Below are 16,944 nucleotides of genomic sequence, written 5' to 3'. Positions count from 1 at the left end.
AATAGATTTATTATCAGTTTTTTTAGAAACCTTACAAGCGTGTAAGATAAATGAAAGACGAATCAATATGAGCTGTAAGACAATTCATTTACACTCTGTTATGAGAAGTGCAAATGAAGGGAGAATATACATGGAAATTTTACATGCAAAAAGTATTAGTAAAGTATATAAAGGAAAAGTACCTTATAAAGCATTAGTAGATATTGATTTATCAATTCAAGAAGGGGAATTTGTAGGCATTATGGGTCCATCAGGTAGTGGGAAAACAACGTTATTGAATATGGTATCTACTATTGATTCTCCATCATCGGGAGAAATTTTAATTAATGGCACAAATCCTTTTCAATTATCATCAGAAGAATTAGCGTTATTCCGTAGAAAACAATTAGGTTTTGTTTTTCAATCATTTAATCTTCTTAGCACACTTTCTGTAAAAGAAAACATCGTATTGCCAATGACTTTAGATGGTGTTCCTGTGCAAGAGATGAACAAACGAGTGGAAGGAATTGCAGAGAAGTTAAACATTACAGATATATTGAGTAAAAGAACGTTTGAAATATCAGGGGGGCAAGCTCAAAGAACAGCAATCGCTCGCGCAATCGTTCATAAACCGCAATTATTACTTGCAGATGAACCAACAGGGAATTTAGATTCTAAATCCTCAAATGATGTAATGGAGATGCTTGATACTCTTAATAAAGAAGAAAAAGCAACGATGATGTTAGTTACACATGATCCGTATGCTGCGAGTTTTTGCAGTAGAGTAATATTTATTAAAGATGGCCAACTATATAATGAAATTTATTGTGGTGAAAGTAGGCAAGCTTTTTATCAAAAGATTATGGATGTCCTTTCTTTGTTAGGAGGGAAAAGGCATGACTTTTCGTCAGTTCGCATTTAATAATATTTTTCGGAATAAGCGTACGTATGCTGCTCATTTTTTAAGTAGTGCATTTTCTATTATGATTTTCTTTACATATGCTCTTTTATTATTTCATCCTGATTTACAAGGGGAATTAAAATCAACAAGTGCAACAATAAGTGCATATGGTACTATGGGATTTACAATTTCGCAAGGTTTGATTTTTGTATTTTCATTTTTCTTTATTCTATATTCAGTTAGTTCATTTTTAAAAACTCGTAAGAAAGAATTTGGTATATTAATGATGCAAGGTATGTCAATGAGACAGTTTAAGAAATTATTATTAACCGAAAATATGTTGATTGGACTTGGTTCAATTGGTATAGGGATTTTCATTGGACTCATATTTTCTAAACTAGTCTTATTGATAAGCGCAAGTGTATTAATGATTAATAATGGGTTGCCTTTTTATACACCAGTGAAGGCTGTATTATTAACAGTTATCACTTTTCTTTTCTTATTTTTAATTGTTTCACTATTTACATTTAAAATGGTAAAAATAACGGAACTTGTGGAACTTATTCGAGCAGAGGAAAAGCCAAAACCTGAACCGAAATCTTCAATTTTATTATCGCTACTTTCTTTAAGTAGTATAGGATATGGATATTTCTCAGTATTTCGCTTCATTTCAAGTTCCAGTTTTACTACGCTCGGAATGGGTGTCCTACTAGTAATTATAGGAACGTACTTTTTATATACACAGTGTAGCGTTTATATATTACATCTTGCTAAAAGGAGAGAATCTTTCTTTTTAAAGAGAACGAATATATTAACGTTTTCAGAATTAATTTATCGTATGAAAGATAATGCAACGATGTTTTTTATAGTTTCTATTGTTTCAGCAGTTGCATTTACAGCGATTGGTACAACAGCTGCAATTGGAAGTAAAGATTTGGTAAGGATGACAAATCCGTATACATTTTTGTATGGAAATTTTGAAAACGACAAAGCATTAAATAAAAATCTTTCTATTATAAAAAAACACCTTTCTGATGCTAATATTTCGTATCGAATGGCTTCAGCTTCATATATATACACAGAAAGTAATGTAATTGTAATGAAGTTAAGTGAATATAACGATCTTGCTAAAGCACTCGGGTATCAGCAAGAAACGATAGAAAAAGAGGATGACATTTTATTAATTCCTGCAGTCGTATCACAAAAACAAGAATTTAAAAGTGGCAACTATAAAAAAAATATAGAAGTCATTCAAGGTGAATGGACAAAAACATTTCATGTGAAAAAAGCTGTAGAAAATTTAGTGTTACCACATGATACTAGAAGTATATATATCGCTGTTCAGGATCATGTATATGATGAAATACCTATTACTAGTGACCCAGGTAATCTGGATATTCCATATCGTACTTACGGATTTGTTGTAGACGATTGGATAAAAACGAAGAGAATTTCAAACGAATTAATTAGTACATTCGCGAAAGAAGAAGGTAGTTTTCAATTTCGAGCTTTAACTATAGATTTGTTAAGTGCGAAGCAAACGAATGGGCTATTACTTATGGCAAGTGTTTTAGTCGGAATCGTCTTTTTTACATTCGCTGCTAGTTTTATTTATTTCCGATTATATACGGATTTGGATCGTGATCAACAGCAATATAAAATGATTTCGAAAATGGGATTAAGTAAGCGAGAACTAAAGAAAGTTGTAACGAGACAGTTATTATTAATGTTCTTCTTACCGATTATCATTGCAGTGATACATACTGTAGTCGCTTATATGGCATTACAACAATTAGTCGATTTTTCTATTATGAATAGCTCTATTGTAATTTTAATTTCATTTATTTGTATACAAGTTTTATATTTCTTTATAACACGTTGGCGTTACCTGCAAAAGCTTTATAAGGTTATGGAGCAATAGAGTTTATTAGCTTGTAAGACTATATGAAAGTATGTGAAAAAATCAACTGTATGATGAAAGGAAACGCAATGAAAAGAACTTTAACTATTTTTATGTTAACGATACTACTATTAATAAGTTTTAGTGCATGTTCTAAAAAGGAGAATCGATTTCCTGCAAACGGTATATTAATCATTGGAGATGAAAATAAAATTTCACCAATGATTAATCGTTATCAGGAAATTACGAAAGCAAATGAAGTGTTTTCTGTGAAAACAGGTATTTATGGAAACGGACAGGTATTAATTTTAAATGAGTCGACAGCACAAGCATTGATTAAAGCTAAAGTTTTTCGTGAACGAGACAATGGCTCTAATTATATACCTGTAAATACGTTACCGAAATTCCCAACAGCGGGTTCGCTACTGTTTGCACAAGACGACGAAAAGACTTTGAAAAGTATTAAACTAGAAGGAAAAGAGATTCCTGTCATGTACAATAGTGACGCTTGGATAGGTAACAAACGTATTTATCCAACACAACGGTATGTGATTGTATCAAAAAACAATGTATATAAGGAAATAAGAGCAAATGAAACAAAAATGCATCTTCTTCAATTTAAAAAATCTATAGGTGATGAAAAACCTAAAATGTCGACAGATAATTCATTGATTAATGAAAATATCAAAGTAAAAAAGCTAATTAAAGGTTTGGAAGGAGAAGTATCTTTTCAGTTTGTAACGATTGAAGAAAAATCTTAAAAAAGAGTTCGAGGTTGATAGAAACTTTATCAATCTTGAACTCTTTGTAGTTTATTGGCTATTCATATAACATATGCTACATTACTTCATTTAATCGAGTTTCGTTTGTTTCCTCAATCATATTGGGACTTTGAACCGAATTGTTTTGGGTTTCTTTTTCTTTACGAGACTTTTGTAGCATTTCAAGGATGATCCATAAAGGAACACCTTTATCTTTTAACATCTTCCATAAATCTAATTCGTTAAATTTATGCTCAGGCTGTTTCATTTCTTTTTCAGATGAACGAATTTCAAATTTGATTGGATCATTTGATTTTGCATCTTCAAGTTTGCTAGAAGAGATATTATTACGCTCAAGTGTAGTAGGAGTTAATTTAGTAGGTTGAGATAATGTATGAGTATTTAATCCGATTTGCATATCGCTATACCTCCTTTTCATGTAATGAAGATAGTTTTCCATAATGTATAGATTGGTTTAACATGAGAAAACCATATTCAATTATAAATTCTAATAATTAGATTTACAAGTTACAATGAAGAACATGAATGGTCATTTATACTTTTTACTAATAAATTGATGGTGTAGTAAATATCAATAGAGTAATTTTAGCGAAACGATGATGGTTATCAAAATAAATATAATATAAAGCGCTCTCGATGGAATTCGAGGGTGCTTTATATTATATTGAAAGAGGGATTTGGTAGAAAAATATGGGGGGATATTATGAAAATTCAAGTTGTATTATCAGGATATGGAACAGTAGGAAGAGAGTTTATCAAATTACTAAATGAAAAACATTTATATATAAATGAGACATATGGGATAAATTTAGTGGTAAGCGGTGTATTAGGTAGAAATGTTGCAATACGTAATGATGAAGGTTTGTCTATTCATCATTTATTAAAGTGTGGCAGTGGTACTGATGCAATTGAAAAATATTTAGAAAATTATCCGAAAGAACGTGCAACAAATAGTATAAGTGGTACTGTACTAGTAGAATCAACAGTTACAAACCTTAAAAGTGGAAATCCAGGGAAACAATATATGGAGCAAGCGATTGAGAAACAGATGGATATAGTTGCAATTTCAAAAGGTGCACTCGTTACAAACTGGAGCGAAATAAATGAAGCAGCAAAGCAGGCGAATGTACGAATTCGATATAGCGGTGCAACTGCGGCTGCACTACCAACATTAGATATTGGGCAATTCAGTTTAGCTGGTTGTAATATTGAAAAAATGGAGGGAATATTAAACGGGACAACTAATTATATTCTGACAAAAATGCATGAATTAGATATGAAATTTGAAGAAGCTTTACAAGAAGCGCAAAATAAAGGCATTGCTGAGACAAACCCACTATTAGATGTAAGTGGTTCAGATAGTGCGTGTAAACTGCTACTTTTAACAAACAGTTTAATGGGAGTAGAGAATACACTTACAGATATACATATAAAAGGAATCGAGCACGTTACAAGAGAACAAATTCAAAATGCTAAGGAACAACATAAAATTGTTAAATTAATAGCATCAGCTTATAAGGATGAAAAAGGTAATGTGAATCTAAATGTTGAACCATACGAAATAGCGAAAGATCATCCGCTAGCAAAAATAAATGGGACAGAAAAAGGAATTACATTCTTTACAGATACGATGGGGCAAATTACTACAATTGGTGGTGCTTCTAATCCGCGCGGTGCTGCAGCGGCTGCTTTAAAAGATGTAATTAACTTATACCGAAAAGATTTGTCCGGCACTTTGTGAGCAGTAAATCTCCCACCTTAAAATTCGGCTAGAGCAGAGAAGTTAGTTGGGAGTCGGGCTGTCCGTAAACACCCGATTAGTTGAACTTTATAAGACCGTACCGCCCATTATAGAAAATACATATGTTGTGGACCTTTTGAGAATGAAATAAATATGCAAAAATGATTGCAGGGGGTAAGAAATTGTTTAAAGATTTTAAAGTTGTCAAAGATCGACCCGTTTATATACAGCTGAAAGATTATTTGAAAAAGATGATTATGAAAGGGCATTTGTTAGGAAATCAAAAAATCCCATCAACAAGGGAATTGAGTGAATTATTAACTGTAAGTAGAAACACTGTACTCGCTGCTTATGCAGATTTAGAGCAAGAAGGTCTCATTTATGCAGTTAAAGGAAAAGGGAACTTTGTTGCAAAAGTTGATATATCTAACAATTTGGCTGTTGAAATAGATTGGAAAAATAAACTTAATACAGTTACCACATTAGCGGATGAATTAGATTTAATGAAGCATGGAATTCGCTGGGGAAAAGGAATGATTGTTTTTAATAGTATTGCCCCAGACGAAAAGCTGTTTGATGTTGAAAATTTCAAAAGAGCTTTTCTTACTCGTATGTCCATTGAAGGTGATGTCGTATTGAATTATGGATATGCAAAAGGATATCGACCTTTAATGAATTATCTACTTCATTATATGGAAATGAAAGGCGTAGATATTTCGAACAAAGATATTTTAATTACAAATGGATTTACAGAGGGATTAGATATTGTACTATCTTCTTTATCAAAGAAATCAGGGCGTGTTATTTGTGAGAATCCAACTCACCATGCTGCACTGAAGCTTTTTCGCTTGCATGGACTTGAAGTTCATGGGATTGATATGAATGATGATGGTATTGATACACATGAAGTAGAAAAAAGTTTACGTGAAAAGGATTTTGATTTTGCGTATTTAATTCCTTCTTATCATAATCCGACCGGTATAGTTACGAGTTCGGAGAAAAGAACGGAACTGATGAGATTATTTTCAAAATATAAGATTCCTATTATAGAAGATGGTTTTAATGAAGAATTACGTTATTCAGGTTCACATTTAGCACCGTTATTAACCTTTGCTGGAGCTGGTAATAACGTCATTTATATTAGTAGCTTTTCAAAGGTACTTTTCCCAGGATTACGTGTAGGTTGGGTTATCGCAGACAAAGAACTGATTCATTATTTAGAAAGTGTAAAAAGAGCAAGAACGATTCACACATCTACTTTAGATCAAGCTGTTCTATTTCAATATTTACATGAAGGATATTTTGAGAAATATTTAAAAAAAGCAAGATCTGTTTATAAGAAAAAATATGAACTCGCTGTTGGGGCATGTAATCAGTACATTCCGTTTAGAAGAATGACTGGAGATGGTGGACTTCATTTGTTTATTGAGCTAGAAGAGCATATTAATGCCCGAATACTTTTGCAAAAATGTTTTGAGAAAGGAGTTACGTTTTCTCCCGGAGATGTTTTTTATTCTAATGGAGGAGGAGCGAACACTTTCCGATTAGGATTTTCACGTTTGAAAGAAAAAGAAATAGTTAGTGGGATTCAGACGATTGGTGAAATTTTACAAAGTGAAAAATGGAGTTGAGAAAATGAAAATTGGCGTTATTATGGGAGGAGTTTCCTCTGAAAAACAAGTATCAATTATGACTGGAAATGAAATGATTGCACATTTAGATAAAAGTAAATATGAAATAGTACCAATTACGTTAAATGAAAAAATGGATTTAATCGAGAAAGCGAAAGACATTGATTTTGCGCTACTCGCATTACACGGAAAATACGGAGAAGATGGGACAGTTCAAGGAACGCTTGAAAGTTTAGGTATTCCTTATAGCGGGAGCAATATGTTATCTAGCGGTATATGTATGGACAAAAACATTTCGAAAAAGATTTTACGTTATGAAGGAATAGAAACACCAGATTGGATTGAACTTACAAAAATAGAGGATCTAAATGTCGATGAATTAGATAAGTTAGGATTTCCGTTAGTTGTAAAACCAAACGCTGGTGGCTCGAGTGTCGGTGTAAAGATTGTCTATAATAAAGACGAATTAATTTCAATGCTGGAAACTGTATTCGAATGGGATTCAGAAGTAGTAATAGAAAAGTATATAAAAGGTGACGAGATTACATGTTCCATTTTTGATGGAAAACAGTTACCGATCATTTCAATTCGACACGCGGCGGAGTTCTTTGATTACAACGCGAAATATGATGATGCTGGTACTATTGAAGAAGTTATTGAACTTCCATCTGAATTGAAAGAACGTGTAAACAAAGCGTCACTGGCTTGCTATAAAGCATTAAAATGTAGTGTTTATGCAAGGGTTGATATGATGGTGAAGGACGGTATTCCATATGTAATGGAGGTTAATACATTACCAGGGATGACACAAGCGAGTTTACTACCTAAAAGTGCAGATGCGGCGGGCATTAATTATAGTAAACTATTAGATATGATAATTGAAACATCATTAAAAGTTAGAAAAGAAGAAGGATTTTAAGATAATTGTACAATTAAAACTTTTGATAGTTCCACGAAGTATGCTATGATAATTACAATACGATAACTAAATATTTATCCACTAGGGGGGCCTTTTATAGGCTGAGATCAAATGAAATTTTGAGACTCTTAGTACCTGATCTGGTTAATGCCAGCGTAGGGAAGTGGGAAAGACGTTGCTATTTAATGAATAAATACTGTCAATTTCACTTTCTTTACGCCTGTAAAGAAAGTTTTTTTGTTTTATAGATTTAATAATTGTGGGTAAATACGTATGTTTTATAAATTATTGGAGGGATTTAGATGACTTTTTCACAATCATTACGTAAAGAAGTAGATTCAATTTGGGAAGCTAGTTTTAATCATCCTTTTGTAAAAAAACTTGGGGAGGGAACTTTAGATTTAGCTAGTTTTCGCTATTATGTGCTTCAAGATTCATATTATTTGAGTCATTTTGCTAGAGTACAAACGTTAGGAGCTGCAAAAGCTCTTGAATTAGAAACGACTGCCCGTATGGCGCACCATGCTCAAAATACGTATGAGGCGGAATTATCATTACATGAGAATTTTGCCAAAAAGCTAGGGATTACAAAAGAAGAAAAAGATCATTTTATCCCTGCGCCAACTGCATATGCGTATACTTCACATATGTATCGAGCTGCGTATGAAGGACATTTAGGGGATATTATCGCAGCGATTTTACCTTGCTACTGGTTATATTATGAAATTGGTGAACGTTTAAAAGTGTGTCAACCTGAAGAGCCAATTTATCAAGAATGGATTTCTGCTTATGGATCTGATTGGTTCCGTACGTTAGTTGAGGAACAGATCGCTCGGTTAGATGCTATAGCGGAGACAGTAACAGAGGCAGATCGTAATCGTATGAAACAGCATTTTATTATTAGTAGTCAATATGAATATTCATTTTGGGCGATGGCTTATACATTAGAAAAGTGGCCAGTGGATACAGACGTAAAAGATTTAATTGGATAAAGAGTAGAGGTATTGCTATACATAGGTATAGACAATACCTTTTTTTATAGTTTTTTGATGATCAAGACAAATGAAGAAAGGAAGTAAGAATTATATGGGAAAATTACGGTTATTAACATTTGAAAATATATAAATGAAAGTGTGTCATTTACATACTTTATTGTTTCCTTCCCCCTTCCAAATGGTGGGACTTTTTTAATTCTATTAAAAATAGTAAAAGCTCGTCCAAACTTTTTAAATCTATCTTACATAATATATAGTAATAAATTTGAAAGGAGATGCTAGTATGTCCTATTCTTATGGTGAACATTGTAAGGGGTACAACAAGAAATATCATGATTGTCATAAAAGTAGTAAGTGTTATGACAAATATGATGGATATTATGAAAAATGTGATAAAAAGCATGAGGAAAACCCTTGGGTTCATGTGAAAGTGGATTGTTGTGATGATAAAGGGGAGAAGCTTGTAAGAGCGTCTGCTTTTAGAGCTATAAAAACAGGAAGCCAAAATGTTCCAGCTGATACTTTTGTTAAGGTATTATTCCAAAATGAACAATTTGATTTAGCGAATGAGTATAATCCAGCTACATCAATTTTTATTCCAAAGACAAGAGGCGTTTATTCTGTTATTGGAACGATTGCTTTTATTCCGAATAACATAAACGTAAATTATAGAGCGCGGGTAGAAATTCGTGTTAATGGAAATCCAGCAATTGCAATAGATAATGACTTTTTTGGTCCAATAAATTTTGCCAACGTCGTTGCTGTTTCATCAATCATTCAGTTAAATGCAGGGGATTTAGTGGAGATTTTTGCACAAAGTAGCGTAGCTGGAGTTATTTCTAATGTAGAAAACAGTACACATTTTGAAGCTGCAAGATTTCCGTCTCCAAAAGCATAAGTGATATGAAATTTCATCAGTAATTTTTTCTAAGGACATTCCCTAATTTATATTTGACCTGCATTTATGCAGGTCTTTTTTTTCGAAAAAAAGGGGACATTTCCGAGGATTTCTCAAAATAGAATCAATATTACGCTATACCTATACAGTTCTTTGAAAAAAGAATAATGTGTGGATAACGTATCTATGCGCTCGTAATCGATGATCGTAGCCCTTTTATCAAAACGTTACTCTGTCGGGATGGACGGAGAATCAAAAGGACGAAAAGACCATCCCATTTAGAGACAGTCTTTTTAGTTATTATAATCTAGCATTTATCAGTCCCAAAGACATGTTCTTTGCCTTTAAATTGGCACTGAAAATCTTACCAATGTTTCCTTTTACAATGACAACAAATAAAGAAACATTTACAACGACACTTATTTCGCTTAAATTTCCAATCATCATCACAATGGTGCTCTTCTTTAGATTTCCACCAATCATCATCACAATGGTGTTTTTCTTTAGATTTCCACCAGTCATCACAACAATGCTTTTTCTTAGAACTCCAACAATCATTATTCCAGGACATTCTTTTATACCTCCCTTCAATTAGGATTCATATTATTCTATGTTGTAGTAAAAAAACTGCTTGTTTATTAACCTATTATTATATGCTTAAATGATAGAGTGCTTTCTATTAGATATAAAATGTATAAAAACTATGCTATTTTTTATTTTTTTGTAAAAATATTGTAAATAGCAAACATAATACACTTATATACTATATAATCTGAATGTATAATTATAATGATTATAGAGGTGATGTAAATGATAATTACTTTAAGTTTTTAAAAGAGTTGTTTTAATAACGTATTATTTTAATAAAATGTTTTTATTTTTCTTTTAAATACTTGGTTTAAATTGATTAGATGAAGTAAGCGTTTTTCTAGTTTTTGATGATCAAGACAAATAAAGAAAGGAAGTAATCATTTTATGGAAAAATTAAAGGTATTAACATTTGAAAATATAGTAGCCCCCCTTTTAAACGAAAGTGTATCATTTATATATTTTCCTATTGAATGGCTTGACATTGTAGAAATACATTATAAGACGTTTTTATTAACGAGTAAGTTGAAACGATTGAATGAAAGATTGTATGATATGTTTTCTGATATATTGTTTATTCAGCATAATCCGTATGTATTAAATGAAAATACACCATGGATTGTATCGAAAGAACCTATTAGAAAAGAACAACTTGATTATATTTTCCAAAGTTGGTATGAGGTTATTCATGATTGGAAACCTAATAAATTAATAGAACCGCCAAAATATGAATGGCATTACGATTTGGTTTCTAATTTATCAGTATTACATGATAATGAAATATATTCTAAGTGGGTGCCCGCTTTAATTTCACATATTTTTTGTGAACGTCCGGTACAATTGGAAGATAAAATTGAAGAAGAAATCTATTTTTCACCACTACGATCACAAAATATTTGTGAGGCTATGTCAGAACCAATTAAAGATGAAAGCACACAAGATTATTTCGCTTATGTATATCGGTTTGAATGTATTACTCGTGCAGGAGAGAATATCCCATTATTAAATGTTTCCGTAGGCATTCGAAGGTTCTATCAAGAATATAACCTGTCAAGTCAAACAAACCTTGATATGACAACGTTTGTTTGACTTGTTTTTATAAAATGCAAACATTTTGCAAACATCAATTATCCAAAGATACTTTTACCGAAGTTTTTAACAGCCTCTTCCTGCATATTCGGTAAAACATGAGAATAAACACTTAATGTCAGTGAAATATCCGTATGACCTAATCTTTCACTGATAATTTTAGGATTAACTCCTTGTTTCAATAATAAGGTTGCGTGTGTATGTCTTAAATCATGGAATTTAATTTCTTTTACGCCTGCGTTGTGTGTCGCTCTAATGAAGTTTTTTCTGAAATTCTCTTTTTTAATAATGACTCCAAACTCATTACAATTAATTAAATCAAAATCTTGATAAGCAGAACCGAATCTTAATTTCTCTTTATTAACTGCAATTTTATGCTTTTTTAAGGATTCTATCGTTTCTTTAGGTACGGGAATGGTGCGCTTTGACGAATTTGTTTTGGCTGTTTTTTTGATTTTATCGTCATGACCAGATGTCTGGTTTATTGTAACGGTATGTTTTTCAAAATCAACGTCCTGCCATCGTAAACCTAGAACTTCTCCCATACGCATACCTGTAGTTATTGCAAGTAGATACCCAATGTGATATCGTGATTCTTGTGAATGCAAAAGAAACTTTTTTACTTCTTCCTCTGTCCAAGTCTGGATAGAGGTTCTTTCTTTTTTTGGTATCTCAGCAAAAGCAGCCGGATTTCGAGAAATAGTATTTTGTTTTACAGCTAGATTTAAAGCGCTCTTTAAAATTCTATGCATAAGCAGAATAGAATTGTTTGCAATGCCTTTATCCATTGCAGTCTTATAACATTTTTGAATGTGCATAACATTTAATTTATGGAGCGCAACCATCCCTATACTAGGTATAACATGTTGATTGATAAATGCCCTATAACCAACAAAAGTACTTCTTTCTATACTCATACTTTTAATTTCTAGCCAATGATTTAGATACTCCTTTAACGTAACTTTGGATGGCTCTATAAAAGTTCCTTCATTTAATTCTGTAATCTTCTTCGCAACATCAGCCTGTGCTTCTTTTTTTGTCTTATACCCAGAAAACCACTTCTGTCTTCTTTTTCCTGTCTCTGGATCAGGTCCAATGTCGACCACAATACAATATTTATTTCCTCTTTTTCGAATATGTCCTTTCACTTAAAACACTCCTTCATTTGGTTTTGAATCATGTTGTATAAGTCTAGTTGTAATTTTGCTGCTATGAAAATTACAAAGTTGGACATATCAGCGATGGATACATTTTACCATATATGAACAAATTCAGTTATAGGATATGATTGTCAGTAGATGTTAAATAATAGTAGAATATTAATAGATTCAGATGAAGGGAGGGGAGAACATGGGAGAATTCACGAAAGACCCGGGTGGTCACAGAGTAATTGATCCTGGTGTAGGTTGGCATAACGAACCAGGCGGTGGTGGCTGGAAAGTAAGTTTAGACCCAGGAACGGGGATTTGAAAGATTAAAAAACACAGTGACAATCAGCACTGTGCTTTTTTGTTTACAGGAATCTACTTTTCAAGTTTATCTTCGTATGAAATCAATTATGCTAACCGCTTCTGCAATTGAATTCTATTGTGAATTTGCACAAGACGTTTTGTACATAATTCAGGAGTTACATGAAATATTTTGGACATATCAGCAATAACATTCTTTTCGGAAGGGATATAAGGTAACATATGCGCGGGAATTGCTGCATACCTGGTAAAACGTATCGCATCCCACTCTTGCAACTCACGAAAAGCTGCTGGCATTATTCCTTGCATACCAGCATGACGAAGAACATGGCAAAGCTCATGGAAGAATACTTCACGTTGCTGTTCTTGAGATAGGCGTGCGTCGAGAACAATCAACCTAATAAAATCATTCGCTATGTAGTATGAATCAATATTTTCTTTCAAAAGAACGATATTGCATTTGTGTGCGATTTTATCAATACATAGATCACTTGGTGTTCGTATACCGAGATTTTGATAAAATGCTGTAATCCAATCTTCTAGTAGAGTTGTTTGGTATGAAAAATTCAAGTATTTCACCTCATTGTTAAAAATAGGAACAGTTGTTCTTATTTTACTACAAAAAGAAAAGCCTGTTAAGGGCATGCGGTGTTACCGGTGAAATTAATTCAAGCCTAGTAAATCTTTTGTTATAATATACAAAATAGCATTCGGAAGGCGGGATGAATCATGCTGGAAAGTATACTAAAAAGAATTAAAAGGCTCGAAAATGTTTATTTGCATAGCAAAGCAGAACGCATGATATTTAAAAGAGAGTTAATGAATCCTAAGGTCCCTGAATGGGCTAAAGATGCATACGATGCCTATAAAGCAGCTGGATATGATTTTGATGAACGTGGGCAAAGTATGGATTTTTATAGGATTATTACTCTTCTTCATCAAAAGAAGATGTTGTGAGTAATGCAATTAATTGATCTGCTATTTCTTCAATTGCCATGTTGTCTGATTGTAAGGCAGTTATATCGGCTAGAGGAGGGCTGAATTTTTTCACTTCTTCATAGCCCACATTGTGCCAGATAGGTAATATTAAGTCATGTTTTTCAGATACGTTTCTTCCAACAAGTCCGTCAAGCTCATAATTTGTCCAACCTTTCCGAAAGAAGTGCTCAGATAATACGACTATACCGAATCGACATTTCGCCAAACCTTTATCAATAGAACGTCTTGTAGGTTTACCCCAAGTGAGTTTATATTCGTCATACCAAACTGCTACTCCAGAATCTTTTAAAAGGGCAGCCAATGGTTCAACAAATCCTTGTTTATCATCACTAGCATGCGAAATAAAGACATCATACTGTTCTTCATCGTGATTGAGATCTAGTTGAGATGTATGAATGTCGATAGCTTCTTTATACTTATATAATTCATCAAGTAACAATTGCTGATTTTGGTGTTGCTCTTGCTCCATCTGTGTTCTGGCGGCATTAGTTTGTTTAAGTGCTGCCATTTCTTTCTTCAATAGCTGCTCTTCATAACGGTGTAACTTTTTTTCCACATCCACAATCTTTTTGTTTAAAGTCGATTGCTCTTTTGTTGTTTTTTCTATGGTTTTATTTAATCGATCAAGTTTAGTTAGTTTACTTCTAATAGTTGACTGTGAAGATGTTCGACTAATTTCTTTTTTGACTTTCAAGATATCCTTTATAGTTTTTGCATAATCGTCCTGTTCTTTTGATAATTTTTTTCTTAAATTTGTTATGTTTGTTTTTGCTTTTCTGATATTACTTTGAGTAATTGAAATAGACACGTCCAGTTACCTCCAATGAAATGTATGTTCTGTTTTGTGATTTAAAAGAAAAGCCCGTGAAGAGGGCTTTTTTATTTGTAAAAATCTTTTGATTCATTAAAACAAAACCATTGAATTTCAATACTTTTGCTTAAGCTACTTTTGATTATTTTGTATTGCTTTAAATACGACATAATCAAAGTGCTTCTTAATTTCCTCAACATCCTCAGGTGAAAGATTTTTCCACTTTTCTATATCGAAAAATCCCATGTTATCTATACCGAGTTGTTGTATGTATTTGGTAATCTCTGTGAGGGAGTCGTAAGGTTTTTCTACATTAGAGGTGCTAGATGATGGGTCATCTGTTGTTCCTAATAAATAATCAGCTGATGTATTGAAGAAATCAACAAGTTTTCTCAATGTTTCTGTTTTGATTTCTCTATCTCCATTTTCGTAATTAGTATAAGCTTGGCGTGTAATACCGAGATATTCAGCGACTTGAGTGTGAGTTAAACCTCTACTCTCCCTCAATTTCTTTAATCTCTCTGTAATCATGAATTAACTTCCTTTCTATATCAACGTATACGTGATAGTAGATTCCGCAATACTGTAACTTTCATTATATAGCAACAAATAGTTGCATTGAAGGGGTGAAATGCATTTATTTCATAATTATAGTTCAAATGTCGATATTTGTCGTAATAAAAGTAACGAAATGTTGCACAATAACATTGACTGGCAACAATACGTTGCTTATAATCATGAGTATAAGGCAACGTATTGTTGCTTTAAAAGGAGGTGCAACCTTGAGAGAGCTAATGATAAAGCATCGCGAACATCTTGGTTTTACCCAAGATGACGTGGTAGAGCAACTCAAGAGAAAGTTTGGTATAGATATATCCCGTCAGTATTATGGAATGATTGAACAAGGGAAAAGAACACCTGGTTTAAAATTAGCGATGTCGATTGCTCAATTATTCAATTCTTCAGTGAGGGATATTTTTTATGATGTGCAGGCAACAAAATGTTGCGGTAATAAAGGTACGTCTACAACATAGCGTGTGACTGTTGATGTGGTGCTATGAATTTGTGTTAATTGCGAAGGGAGAGGTTAACATCATGAATCAACTTCAGGAATGGTATCGCATTATACATCTTCAAACGAAACTAATGGATATTACCTATGCGCTAGACAATGATCCAAATTATACAAAAGAAGATGCAGTTCAAGAATTATTGGAATTGGTCCAGAACTTAGACTGCGAAAAAACATATATCAAAGAGGTGAAGTGAACAAATGAGCTTAGACCAAGGCTTTAAAGATTCAGTCCGTGAAGTTATTCGTGAAGAAATTAGAGCAGCACTTGCTGAGTTTCAACAACAATCACAACCAAACAAAGTAATGCGTGTAAAGGAAGCGGCTGCTTATCTAAACATCGCCGTTTGTAGAATGTACGAATTAGCAAATCATCCGCAGTTTCCAGTCATCCGAGAAGGGCGCAAATTACTCTTTTTACAAAAAGATTTAGAAGCGTGGCTAGAAGCACAAAAGGAGAACCGTGACTTTGGTTGAAAGTACATTCAGTCTTTGTATGGTGGCGGTGTTTATCGTGTCATTCGTGGGTGGCGGAGCGCTATTAGGTACTTTTATTGAAAAACTCATCAACGAGAACGAACAGCTAAAGCAAGAAAATAATGAATTGAGAAAGGTGAGAAGAATATGAGCATTACAGCACCAGTTTTACCAAAAGACATGCAAAAGAAACAAACGTTAGATGAGTTCTTACAGCATTGCAATCAAAAGCAAATTGAAGCGCTAAGAACACATGATGTACATTCATTTTGCGAATGGATTAAGGAAGCACGCCTAGCGAGAAGAGAACTTGCAGCACTGTATCGAGCGAAAGATAAGCATGATGTGGAACGTGAAAGGGATCGTAAAAACATTCTCGGCATTATTCAACGGTTAAGGAGTCAGGGTGTTGATGCAAGTGTAGTGGAAAGAGCGCATTATATTACTCTTTGCGAGGAGGTGAGCTAGATGCAAGAAAACCCAATGTCCATGCACAACGGTTACGGTAAAGCGGATCCCCAAGAGCAAGAAGGAATCATGACTACTTCTATCGATGCTGAAAAGTTACAAAATGTAATCAGTCAAGCGGTTTTAATTTTACAGGAGTGTCCAGAAGATGCTGAACCTGATGATTTGAACGGGAGCATAAATGAAGCGTTGGAATTATTACAAAAGTATTCGGGTCAATAAAAA

The 16,944-nt window shown here is 33.2% G+C and carries 22 protein-coding genes and 1 riboswitch; of the genes, 16 read left to right on the top strand and 6 right to left on the bottom strand.

Translation table 11 applies throughout. The features are described 5' to 3' along the window. Window positions 1-130: 130 nt before the first annotated feature. From DN410_RS03155 to DN410_RS03145, 3 genes are all read left to right on the top strand, one after another. Window positions 131-901 (top strand): ABC transporter ATP-binding protein, encoded by a 771-nt coding sequence (locus DN410_RS03155; RefSeq protein WP_149175303.1) that lies wholly within the window; start codon window positions 131-133, stop codon window positions 899-901. Continuing rightward, a complete protein-coding gene (locus DN410_RS03150) occupies window positions 876-2,801 on the top strand; it encodes an ABC transporter permease (protein ID WP_149175302.1) in 1,926 nt (641 codons plus the stop codon). The genes DN410_RS03155 and DN410_RS03150 overlap by 26 nt, the downstream gene beginning before the upstream one ends. Window positions 2,802-2,869: 68 nt before the next feature. After that, window positions 2,870-3,541, top strand: coding sequence for a lipoprotein BA_5634 family protein (locus DN410_RS03145; RefSeq protein ID WP_149175301.1), 672 nt, complete (start codon window positions 2,870-2,872; stop codon window positions 3,539-3,541). 76 nt (window positions 3,542-3,617) lie between these two features. Here the strand turns inward: DN410_RS03145 and DN410_RS03140 are convergent, their stop codons facing one another. Further along, complete coding sequence (locus DN410_RS03140; protein WP_149175300.1) at window positions 3,618-3,959, bottom strand: DUF3914 domain-containing protein; 342 nt, start codon at window positions 3,957-3,959, stop codon at window positions 3,618-3,620. 306 nt (window positions 3,960-4,265) lie between these two features. Here DN410_RS03140 and DN410_RS03135 point away from each other — a divergent pair, with 306 nt between their 5' ends. From DN410_RS03135 to DN410_RS03115, 5 genes are all read left to right on the top strand, one after another. Beyond that, window positions 4,266-5,303: a homoserine dehydrogenase gene (locus DN410_RS03135; RefSeq protein ID WP_218947460.1), complete on the top strand. Its 1,038-nt coding sequence runs from the start codon at window positions 4,266-4,268 to the stop codon at window positions 5,301-5,303. Window positions 5,304-5,485: 182 nt separating this feature from the next. Then, window positions 5,486-6,934, top strand: a complete 1,449-nt coding sequence (gene pdxR / locus DN410_RS03130) for a MocR-like pyridoxine biosynthesis transcription factor PdxR (RefSeq protein ID WP_149175298.1) — start codon at window positions 5,486-5,488, stop codon at window positions 6,932-6,934. A 4-nt stretch (window positions 6,935-6,938) separates the two neighbouring features. Then, on the top strand, window positions 6,939-7,853 hold the full coding sequence (gene ddlB, locus DN410_RS03125) for a D-alanine--D-alanine ligase (RefSeq protein ID WP_149175297.1): 915 nt from the start codon (window positions 6,939-6,941) through the stop codon (window positions 7,851-7,853). Between the two features lie 73 nt (window positions 7,854-7,926). Then, a riboswitch (TPP riboswitch) is annotated at window positions 7,927-8,032 on the top strand. 123 nt (window positions 8,033-8,155) lie between these two features. After that, a complete protein-coding gene (gene tenA / locus DN410_RS03120; protein WP_149175296.1) occupies window positions 8,156-8,845 on the top strand; it encodes a thiaminase II in 690 nt (229 codons plus the stop codon). A 286-nt stretch (window positions 8,846-9,131) separates the two neighbouring features. Next, a complete protein-coding gene (locus DN410_RS03115; RefSeq protein ID WP_149175295.1) occupies window positions 9,132-9,746 on the top strand; it encodes an ABC transporter permease in 615 nt (204 codons plus the stop codon). Between the two features lie 300 nt (window positions 9,747-10,046). Here DN410_RS03115 and DN410_RS03110 read toward each other — a convergent pair whose 3' ends face one another. After that, entirely contained in the window at window positions 10,047-10,304 is a 258-nt protein-coding gene (locus DN410_RS03110) for a hypothetical protein (protein WP_179958569.1), read from the bottom strand. A 417-nt stretch (window positions 10,305-10,721) separates the two neighbouring features. Here DN410_RS03110 and DN410_RS03105 point away from each other — a divergent pair, with 417 nt between their 5' ends. Continuing rightward, window positions 10,722-11,423: a pPIWI_RE module domain-containing protein gene (locus DN410_RS03105; protein WP_149175293.1), complete on the top strand. Its 702-nt coding sequence runs from the start codon at window positions 10,722-10,724 to the stop codon at window positions 11,421-11,423. A gap of 38 nt (window positions 11,424-11,461) precedes the next feature. Here DN410_RS03105 and DN410_RS03100 read toward each other — a convergent pair whose 3' ends face one another. Continuing rightward, window positions 11,462-12,571: a site-specific integrase gene (locus DN410_RS03100; protein ID WP_149175292.1), complete on the bottom strand. Its 1,110-nt coding sequence runs from the start codon at window positions 12,569-12,571 to the stop codon at window positions 11,462-11,464. Window positions 12,572-12,979: 408 nt separating this feature from the next. Further along, window positions 12,980-13,471, bottom strand: coding sequence for an ImmA/IrrE family metallo-endopeptidase (locus DN410_RS03095; protein ID WP_255446646.1), 492 nt, complete (start codon window positions 13,469-13,471; stop codon window positions 12,980-12,982). Window positions 13,472-13,621: 150 nt separating this feature from the next. On the opposite strand from DN410_RS03095, the gene DN410_RS03090 reads away from it, so the two are divergent. Continuing rightward, window positions 13,622-13,849 carry a hypothetical protein gene (locus DN410_RS03090; RefSeq protein WP_149175290.1) on the top strand — a complete coding sequence of 76 codons (228 nt, stop codon included), beginning with the start codon at window positions 13,622-13,624 and terminating at the stop codon, window positions 13,847-13,849. On the opposite strand, the gene DN410_RS03085 is transcribed toward DN410_RS03090, so the two are convergent. Next, the gene (locus DN410_RS03085) at window positions 13,818-14,699 is read right to left on the bottom strand and encodes a toll/interleukin-1 receptor domain-containing protein (protein ID WP_149175289.1); all 882 of its coding nucleotides are present in this window, start codon (window positions 14,697-14,699) and stop codon (window positions 13,818-13,820) included. The genes DN410_RS03090 and DN410_RS03085 overlap by 32 nt on opposite strands. 135 nt (window positions 14,700-14,834) lie before the next feature. Next, entirely contained in the window at window positions 14,835-15,233 is a 399-nt protein-coding gene (locus DN410_RS03080; RefSeq protein WP_149175288.1) for a helix-turn-helix domain-containing protein, read from the bottom strand. A 263-nt stretch (window positions 15,234-15,496) separates the two neighbouring features. Between DN410_RS03080 and DN410_RS27815 the strand changes: the two genes are divergently transcribed. The 6 genes from DN410_RS27815 to DN410_RS03060 all read left to right on the top strand — a co-directional run bounded on the left by DN410_RS27815 (window position 15,497) and on the right by DN410_RS03060 (window position 16,941). Further along, window positions 15,497-15,736: a helix-turn-helix transcriptional regulator gene (locus tag DN410_RS27815; protein ID WP_218947459.1), complete on the top strand. Its 240-nt coding sequence runs from the start codon at window positions 15,497-15,499 to the stop codon at window positions 15,734-15,736. Window positions 15,737-15,797: 61 nt separating this feature from the next. Then, entirely contained in the window at window positions 15,798-15,971 is a 174-nt protein-coding gene (locus DN410_RS27810) for a hypothetical protein (protein ID WP_179958567.1), read from the top strand. A 4-nt stretch (window positions 15,972-15,975) separates the two neighbouring features. Beyond that, complete coding sequence (locus DN410_RS03070; protein ID WP_149175286.1) at window positions 15,976-16,251, top strand: helix-turn-helix domain-containing protein; 276 nt, start codon at window positions 15,976-15,978, stop codon at window positions 16,249-16,251. Between the two features lie 19 nt (window positions 16,252-16,270). Beyond that, on the top strand, window positions 16,271-16,402 hold the full coding sequence (locus DN410_RS28280; protein ID WP_255446645.1) for a hypothetical protein: 132 nt from the start codon (window positions 16,271-16,273) through the stop codon (window positions 16,400-16,402). Further along, window positions 16,399-16,719: a hypothetical protein gene (locus tag DN410_RS03065; RefSeq protein WP_149175285.1), complete on the top strand. Its 321-nt coding sequence runs from the start codon at window positions 16,399-16,401 to the stop codon at window positions 16,717-16,719. Before DN410_RS28280 ends, DN410_RS03065 begins: the two co-directional genes overlap by 4 nt. After that, window positions 16,720-16,941 (top strand): hypothetical protein, encoded by a 222-nt coding sequence (locus DN410_RS03060; RefSeq protein WP_149175284.1) that lies wholly within the window; start codon window positions 16,720-16,722, stop codon window positions 16,939-16,941. The last annotated feature ends 3 nt before the right edge of the window (window positions 16,942-16,944 follow it).

The organism is Bacillus sp. SH5-2, from assembly GCF_008368905.1.
Lineage (GTDB): Bacteria > Bacillota > Bacilli > Bacillales > Bacillaceae_G > Bacillus_A > Bacillus_A luti.
Note: the sequence above shows the minus strand (reverse complement) of the source record. Positions and strands in the feature narration are given on the sequence as shown.

Excerpts from the sequence above, each read along its gene's own strand:
- DN410_RS03155 (WP_149175303.1), top strand. The coding sequence starts at position 131 with ATGGAAATTTTACATGCAAAAAGTATTAGTAAAGTATATAAAGGAAAA.
- DN410_RS03150 (WP_149175302.1), top strand. The coding sequence starts at position 876 with ATGACTTTTCGTCAGTTCGCATTTAATAATATTTTTCGGAATAAGCGT.
- DN410_RS03145 (WP_149175301.1), top strand. The coding sequence starts at position 2,870 with ATGAAAAGAACTTTAACTATTTTTATGTTAACGATACTACTATTAATA.
- DN410_RS03140 (WP_149175300.1), bottom strand. The coding sequence starts at position 3,959 with ATGCAAATCGGATTAAATACTCATACATTATCTCAACCTACTAAATTA.
- DN410_RS03135 (WP_218947460.1), top strand. The coding sequence starts at position 4,266 with ATGAAAATTCAAGTTGTATTATCAGGATATGGAACAGTAGGAAGAGAG.
- ddlB (WP_149175297.1), top strand. The coding sequence starts at position 6,939 with ATGAAAATTGGCGTTATTATGGGAGGAGTTTCCTCTGAAAAACAAGTA.
- tenA (WP_149175296.1), top strand. The coding sequence starts at position 8,156 with ATGACTTTTTCACAATCATTACGTAAAGAAGTAGATTCAATTTGGGAA.
- DN410_RS03115 (WP_149175295.1), top strand. The coding sequence starts at position 9,132 with ATGTCCTATTCTTATGGTGAACATTGTAAGGGGTACAACAAGAAATAT.
- DN410_RS03110 (WP_179958569.1), bottom strand. The coding sequence starts at position 10,304 with ATGATTGTTGGAGTTCTAAGAAAAAGCATTGTTGTGATGACTGGTGGA.
- DN410_RS03105 (WP_149175293.1), top strand. The coding sequence starts at position 10,722 with ATGGAAAAATTAAAGGTATTAACATTTGAAAATATAGTAGCCCCCCTT.
- DN410_RS03090 (WP_149175290.1), top strand. The coding sequence starts at position 13,622 with ATGCTGGAAAGTATACTAAAAAGAATTAAAAGGCTCGAAAATGTTTAT.
- DN410_RS03080 (WP_149175288.1), bottom strand. The coding sequence starts at position 15,233 with ATGATTACAGAGAGATTAAAGAAATTGAGGGAGAGTAGAGGTTTAACT.
- DN410_RS27815 (WP_218947459.1), top strand. The coding sequence starts at position 15,497 with ATGATAAAGCATCGCGAACATCTTGGTTTTACCCAAGATGACGTGGTA.
- DN410_RS27810 (WP_179958567.1), top strand. The coding sequence starts at position 15,798 with ATGAATCAACTTCAGGAATGGTATCGCATTATACATCTTCAAACGAAA.
- DN410_RS03070 (WP_149175286.1), top strand. The coding sequence starts at position 15,976 with ATGAGCTTAGACCAAGGCTTTAAAGATTCAGTCCGTGAAGTTATTCGT.
- DN410_RS28280 (WP_255446645.1), top strand. The coding sequence starts at position 16,271 with ATGGTGGCGGTGTTTATCGTGTCATTCGTGGGTGGCGGAGCGCTATTA.
- DN410_RS03065 (WP_149175285.1), top strand. The coding sequence starts at position 16,399 with ATGAGCATTACAGCACCAGTTTTACCAAAAGACATGCAAAAGAAACAA.
- DN410_RS03060 (WP_149175284.1), top strand. The coding sequence starts at position 16,720 with ATGCAAGAAAACCCAATGTCCATGCACAACGGTTACGGTAAAGCGGAT.